The sequence below is a fragment of the Methylobacterium pseudosasicola genome, assembly GCF_900114535.1.
GTDB classification, from domain to species: domain Bacteria; phylum Pseudomonadota; class Alphaproteobacteria; order Rhizobiales; family Beijerinckiaceae; genus Methylobacterium; species Methylobacterium pseudosasicola.
Genome location: NZ_FOTK01000099.1, coordinates 1 through 6,630 on the forward strand (window position 1 = coordinate 1; position 6,630 = coordinate 6,630).

Annotated in this window: 6 protein-coding genes, 1 tRNA gene and 1 rRNA gene; 6 read left to right on the forward strand and 2 right to left on the reverse strand. The window is 68.1% G+C overall.

The window, feature by feature from the left end; translation table 11 throughout:
* From rrf to BM228_RS33005, 5 genes are all read left to right on the forward strand, one after another.
* Positions 1–99 (forward strand): 5S ribosomal RNA (rrf, locus tag BM228_RS32985); the annotation flags it as partial.
* A 106-nt stretch (positions 100–205) separates the two neighbouring features.
* Positions 206–282: transfer RNA gene (locus tag BM228_RS32990), tRNA-Met, on the forward strand.
* Positions 283–886: 604 nt separating this feature from the next.
* The gene (locus BM228_RS32995) at positions 887–1,378 is read left to right on the forward strand and encodes a Ros/MucR family transcriptional regulator (protein ID WP_092047491.1); all 492 of its coding nucleotides are present in this window, start codon (positions 887–889) and stop codon (positions 1,376–1,378) included.
* Between the two features lie 128 nt (positions 1,379–1,506).
* A complete protein-coding gene (locus tag BM228_RS33000) occupies positions 1,507–2,964 on the forward strand; it encodes a Do family serine endopeptidase (protein ID WP_092047492.1) in 1,458 nt (485 codons plus the stop codon).
* A gap of 87 nt (positions 2,965–3,051) precedes the next feature.
* Positions 3,052–4,395 carry a replication-associated recombination protein A gene (locus BM228_RS33005; RefSeq protein ID WP_092047493.1) on the forward strand — a complete coding sequence of 448 codons (1,344 nt, stop codon included), beginning with the start codon at positions 3,052–3,054 and terminating at the stop codon, positions 4,393–4,395.
* 81 nt (positions 4,396–4,476) lie between these two features.
* Here BM228_RS33005 and BM228_RS33010 read toward each other — a convergent pair whose 3' ends face one another.
* Entirely contained in the window at positions 4,477–4,941 is a 465-nt protein-coding gene (locus tag BM228_RS33010; protein WP_058194928.1) for an Lrp/AsnC family transcriptional regulator, read from the reverse strand.
* A 197-nt stretch (positions 4,942–5,138) separates the two neighbouring features.
* Between BM228_RS33010 and BM228_RS33015 the strand changes: the two genes are divergently transcribed.
* Complete coding sequence (locus BM228_RS33015; RefSeq protein ID WP_092047495.1) at positions 5,139–6,149, forward strand: 1-aminocyclopropane-1-carboxylate deaminase; 1,011 nt, start codon at positions 5,139–5,141, stop codon at positions 6,147–6,149.
* Positions 6,150–6,316: 167 nt separating this feature from the next.
* Here BM228_RS33015 and BM228_RS33020 read toward each other — a convergent pair.
* Positions 6,317–6,630 (reverse strand): transposase (locus BM228_RS33020; protein WP_139234144.1); only part of this gene is annotated, 314 nt, incomplete at its 5' end.

Here is a 6,630-nt window from a genome sequence, read left to right on the forward strand (position 1 = left end):
CGTGCCCAGAACCCGATCCCATCTCGAACTCGGCCGTTAAACACGCCAGCGCCCATGGTACTGTGTCTCAAGGCACGGGAGAGTCGGTCGCCGCCAGACCCGCACATCGCAAATCACACCATTCCCTCACACACGATCACCGCTACGGCCCCGGAGCCCGCCCCATACAGGCGCACGCCAGCCCGGACCAGCCGCACAACCTTGGCGCGGGGTGGAGCAGCCCGGTAGCTCGTCAGGCTCATAACCTGAAGGTCACAGGTTCAAATCCTGTCCCCGCAACCAAACCTTTTCGATCCCTCGATCCTTCAAAAACCCGGCCCGCTCACGCGGACCGGGTTTTTTGTGTTCGGGGCTGCGCCGCTTTGCAGACCGATCACGACTTTGGCCTTCGTGCTGTGCTCTCGTCAGGCTGAGGTGAGGTGGTCGGAGCCGAAAAGGGTCTGCGCCGCCATACCGCGTTCCGCATCGAATGCCGGGCACGCTGGGGTTGCGCGAAGACGCTTCCTGTAGCCGACCCGGCTGTGTCCCTTGGTGTGCCGGCGTTCGACCTTCGCGTCACAATCCCGAATGCAAATATTGATTTCATTCCGGAAAAATCTTCATTCCATATTTAGGGACCGGATTTCATGTGTCATAGCCGGGCATGTGTCTTCTGTTTGCGGGGTGCATCAAGATCGGTTGTGCACAGTCGGGATTGCAGCTGATATTTTTCCTTGAGGTTGATCTCGGAATATATCCGTTCTCGCATTGTTTCTGATTGTATACACCGACGTCGAATTTAAGACTTGACGGGTCATCGAAAAGCGATTGTATCACCCCGCGGGATCGCGACGCTGTGCTTGCGTTCTGGCCAGTTTCGACGTCACGAAAAGGCGGCATACACGATATGACTCAACGCGATGGCGACAAGAGCCGTTTCGTCACGCTCGCATCCGAGATCGTCTCGGCCTATGTGAGCAACAACCACGTGCAGAGCGCGGATCTGCCGAAACTTCTCAACGACATCCACGGCGCGATCCAAGGCGTCTGCGCCGGCGGCATGACCGCCGCGGCCCCCGACAAGCCGACCGCGCAGGCGATCCGGCGTTCGGTGACCCCCGATTTCCTGATCTCGTTCGAGGACGGCAAGCCCTACAAGACCCTGCGCCGCCACCTGACCCTGCGGGGCCTGACCCCGGAGGCCTATCGCGCCAAATGGGGCCTCGATCCCGATTATCCGATGACCGCCCAGAGCTACTCCGAGCAGCGCTCGCAGCTCGCCCGCTCCCTCGGCCTCGGCCAGCAGCGTCGGAAATCGGCCGCGCCGCCGGCCCCCGAGCCGGAGCCTGCACCGCAGCCCGCCAAGAAGCGCGCCGCGCGCCGCAAGGAAGACGCCTGACCGGTCAGGTCTGCAGGCTTGCGGCGACGGTGTCGTGGGCCTGCCGCAATCGGCTCCGATAGCGTAAGGCCGCACGGCACGCCGCCGCCGATCCGGACGGCGCGCCCGACCCGCCGCCGGAGCCCCGCATGCTGACCCGCCTCGTCCTGCCCGCCCTCGTCGCAACCCTGCTGGCCGCCGGCCCCGCCGGAGCGCAGATGGCTCGCACGGAGGCTCCCGCCGCCCCGAAGGAGGGGACGGCCAAGGCGGTCCCGCTGAGCCGGACCGACATCCAGCTCTCCTTCGCCCCGGTGGTGAAGCGGGCCGCGCCTTCGGTGGTCAACGTCTACGCCTCGCATGTCGAGAAGCGCTCGAACGCGCGCACCAGCGCCATGGAAGAGTTCATGCGCCGGTTCTTCGGCGAGCCGGAGGGCGGCCGCGGCCCCCGGGGCGACCGGGCGCAACGGTCCCTCGGCTCCGGGGTGCTGGTCGATGCCGACGGCCTGGTCATCACCAACAACCACGTCATCGACAACATGAACGAGGTGCGCATCGCGCTCTCCGACCGCCGGGAATTCGAGGCGACGATCGTGATGCGCGACACCCGCACCGACCTGGCGGTGCTCAAGCTCAAGGAGGCCCCGAAGGGCCTGGTGCCGATGCCGTTCGGCGATGCCGACGCCCTCGAGGTCGGCGACTTCGTCATGGCGATCGGCAATCCGTTCGGCGTCGGCCAGACCGTGACCCAGGGCATCGTCTCGGCCCTGGCACGGACCCAGGTCGGCTCGGCGGACTACCAGTACTTCATCCAGACCGATGCGGCGATCAATCCGGGCAATTCCGGCGGCGCCCTGGTCGACCTGCGCGGCCAGCTGGTCGGCATCAACACGGCGATCTACTCGCAATCCGGCGGCAGCCACGGCATCGGCTTCGCGATCCCCGTGGGCATGGTCAAGGCGGTGGTCGACGCGGCCCGCGATGGGGCGAGCGTGGTGCGTCGGCCCTGGCTCGGCGCGCGCATCCAGAGCGTGACCCCGGACATCGCCGACAGCATGGGCCTCGACCATCCGACCGGCGTGCTGGTGGCGAGCCTGCAGCCCAAGAGCCCCGCGGACGAGGCCGGGCTGAAGCGCGGCGACCTGATCCTGACCGTGGACAACCAGGAGGTGGCTGACCCGGAGGCGTTCGGCTACCGCTTCGCGCTCAAGGGCGTCCAGGGCCAGGCCCGGTTCGGCATCCTGCGCGGGACCAATCGCCAGACGGTGACGGTGAAGCTCGCCCCCGCCCCGGAGACGCGCCCGCGCGACGTGCTCAAGGTGCGGACCCGCTCGCCATTCCAGGGCGCGACCCTGGTCAACACCTCGCCGGCGGTGGCCGAGGAGCTGCAGGTGGATTTCCCGGCCGAGGGCGTGGCCGTGCAGGCGGTGGACGAGAACTCCATCGCGGGCCGGCTCGGCTTTCAGAAGGGCGACATCGTCGTGGCGGTCAACGGCGTGCCGGTGCCGACCACCAAGGACCTGGACCGGGTCACCCGCAACACCCTCAATTCCTGGGAGGTCGTGATCAACCGCAACGGCGAGATCATGACCTCGGTGTTCGGCGGCTGAGCCGGAGGGCTCCCATCCGGATCATGGCCGTGGGCAAGGCCCGGATCCCGGCTTGCGCCCGCCGCCGGGCCCGGTGTTGATGCGCGGATGTCCGATCTGTTCGCCTCCGCCGAGCCCCCAGCGGCACCGGAATCCGGCCAAGCCCCCGTTGCGGAGGCCGGCCGCCCGCTCGCGGACCGGCTGCGCCCGCAGAGTCTTGCGGAGGTCGTCGGCCAGGAGCACCTGACCGGGGAGGGCGGGGCGCTCACCCGCCTCCTGCGCGGAAAGAGCCTCGGCTCGCTGATCTGCTGGGGACCGCCCGGCACCGGCAAGACCACGGTGGCGCGGCTCCTGGCCCAGGGCACTGATCTGCATTTCGAGCAGATCTCGGCGATCTTTTCCGGTGTGCCCGACCTGCGCAAGGTGTTCGAGGCCGCCCGCAAGCGCCGGGCGACCGGGCAGGCGACTCTCCTGTTCGTCGACGAGATCCACCGGTTCAACCGGGCCCAGCTCGACGCCTTCTTGCCGGTGATGGAGGACGGCACCGTCACGCTGGTGGGCGCCACCACGGAGAATCCGTCTTTCGAGCTCAACGCGGCCCTGCTGTCGCGGGCCCGGGTGCTGCTGTTCCGCGCCCTCGACCCCGGCGCCATCGCGCGGCTGCTGGTCCGGGCCGAGGCACTGACCGGACAGGCCCTGCCGCTCACCGAGGAGGCGCGGGGCGTGCTTGTCCGCATGGCCGACGGCGACGGCCGCGCGGCGCTGACGCTCGCCGAGGAGGTCTGGCGCTCCGCCGGCCCTGGCGAAACCCTCGATGCCGAGGCGCTGCAAGACATCGTGCAGCGGCGGGCGCCGATCTACGACAAGGCCCAGGAGGGCCACTACAATCTGATCTCGGCGCTGCACAAGACCGTGCGCGGCTCGGATCCGGACGCGGCGCTCTACTATCTGTGCCGGATGCTCGATGCCGGCGAGGACCGGCTGTTCATCGCCCGCCGGCTGGTCCGCATGGCCGTGGAGGATATCGGGCTCGCCGACCCGCAGGCCCTGGTCGTGGCCAACGCCGCCAAGGACGCGTTCGACTTCCTCGGTAGCCCCGAGGGCGAGCTCGCTCTGGCGCAGGCCGCGATCTACCTGGCCTGCGCGCCGAAATCGAACGCGGTCTACACCGCCTATAAGGCCGCGACCCGGCTCGCCAAGGAGGCCGGCTCTCTGCCGCCGCCGCGCACCATCCTCAACGCGCCGACCAAGCTGATGAAGCGCATCGGCTACGGCGAGGGCTACCGCTACGATCACGACGAGCCCGACGCTTTCTCGGGCCAGGATTACTGGCCCGACGCCATCGGGCGCCAGCACCTCTACGCGCCCACGGAGCGCGGCTACGAGACCCGCCTGGCCGAGCGCCTCGCCCGCTGGGAGGCCCTGCGCAAGGCGCGGCGCGGGGAGGGGTAGGGCAGCCCGTCACGGGTTTCCAAAGGGCTCAGCCCTTTGGCGGGTGATCAGGGCGGAGCCCTGATGCGGTCGCGTCGCGCCTCACAGGTCGAGCGGCGCGTTGTCGATCACCTCCTTCATCACGAAGAAGGTCCGGGTCTGGCGCACCCCCGGCAGGCCGATCAGCGTGGCGCTGTGGAGCCGGTTGAAGTCGGCCATGTCGGAGACGCGGACTTTCAGGATGTAGTCGAAGTCGCCGGCCACGAGGTGGCAGTCGAGCAGGACGGGGATCGCCCGCACCGCGGCCTCGAACTCCGAAAAGCTCTCGGGCGTCGAGCGGTCGAGCACGACACCGACGAAGACCAGTGTGCCCCGGCCGACCCGGGCCGGATCGACCAGCGCCCGGACCGCCCGCACGAAGCCGTCCGTGAACAGGCGCTGGATCCGGCGATGGCAGGTGGCCGCGCTGGTGCCCGAGCGCTCGGCGATCTCGGCATTGGCCATGCGCCCGTCCGCCTGCAGTAGGCGCAGGATTTTGAGGTCGATCCGGTCGAGCCCTGCGGACATGGCGGTTTCTTTCATTGTTTTCGGATTTTCCGGACGATTTCTCGTCCGCCGCGGCAATCAATGCAAGTGAACGGCCATCGGTAGGCCAAGATCGAGAGCACCTTTCAAGCGATCCGGGGTAGTTTTCTGCCGTAACCCGAAGGCGGCCGTGCCGGGTGGAAAACGATCCCGGCGGCCGGAGGACCCGGAGAGACCCGATGCTGCAAGATTTCGAGCGCTACCCCCTGACCTTCGGCCCGACGCCGATCGAGCCGCTCAAGCGGCTCACGGACCATCTCGGGGGCGAGCTCGAGATCTACGCCAAGCGCGAGGATTGCAATTCGGGCCTGGCCTATGGCGGCAACAAGCTGCGCAAGCTCGAATACATCGTGCCGGACGCGATCAAGAGCGGCGCCGACACCCTGGTCTCGATCGGCGGCGTGCAGTCGAACCACACCCGCATGGTCGCGGCGGTGGCGGCCAAGATCGGCATGAAGTGCCGGCTGATCCAGGAGGCCTGGGTGCCCCACGAGGATGCCGTCTACGACCGGGTCGGCAACATCCTCTTGTCGCGGATCATGGGCGCGCAGACGCAGCTCGTGGATGACGGCTTCGACATCGGCATCCGTGATTCGTGGAAGCGCGCGCTGGCCGAGGTCGAGGCCGAGGGCGGCAAGCCCTACGCGATCCCGGCCGGCGCCTCGGTGCACAAGTATGGTGGGCTCGGCTATGTCGGCTTCGCCGAAGAGGTGCGCAAGCAGGAGGCCGAGATGGGCCTGCGCTTCGACTACGTGGTGGTCTGCACGGTCACCGGCTCGACCCATGCCGGCATGCTGGTCGGCTTCTCCGCGGACGGGCGCGCCCGCAACGTCATCGGCATCGACGCCTCCTGCACCCCGGCCCAGACCAAGGCCCAGGTCCTCGAGATCGCTCAGAACACTGCCGCCCTGGTCGGCGCGGGCGACATCGTCGCCGACGACGTCGTGCTCAACGAGGATTACGCCTACCCGGTCTACGGCGTGCCCTCGAAGGAGACCGTGGAGGCGATCCGACTCTCGGCCCGGCTCGAGGGGATGATCACCGACCCGGTCTACGAGGGCAAATCCATGCAGGGCATGATCGACCTCGTGAAGAAGGGTTTCTTCCCGAAGGGCTCGAAGGTGCTCTACGCCCATCTCGGCGGTGCGCCGGCGCTGAACGGCTACAGCTACACGTTCCGCAACGGCTGAGGCCGGTCAGCCAAGCGCCGCCCCTCCCGCCCATCCCCCTCATCCTGAGGCGCCCGGCGATTGAAGATCGCTGGGCCTCGAAGGAGCCCTCCAGGAATCGCGAGACTTCCGGAGCCCTCCTTCGAGGGCTTCGCTCCGCTACGCCGCCTCAGCGACTGTGTTGGGGGTCAAGCGGTTTGCCATGGTTTCTGATCCCGGATCATGGCGTTGAGGATGGTGAGGAGCTTTCGGGCGACGGCGACGACGGCGACGATCTTGGGCTTGCCGGCGGCGACCAGCCGGTCGCGGAACAGCTTGAGCACCGGGTTGTGCCGGCAGGCAGTCAGTGCCGCCAGGAACAGCGCCGTGCGCACGCTCTTGCGCCCGCCGGCCACCATGGCGCGGCCCTTCCACTTGCCGGACTCGCGCACGAACGGGGCGAGGCCGGCCAGCGCGGCGATCTGCCGGGCCGTGAGCCGGCCAAGTTCGGGCATCTCGGCCA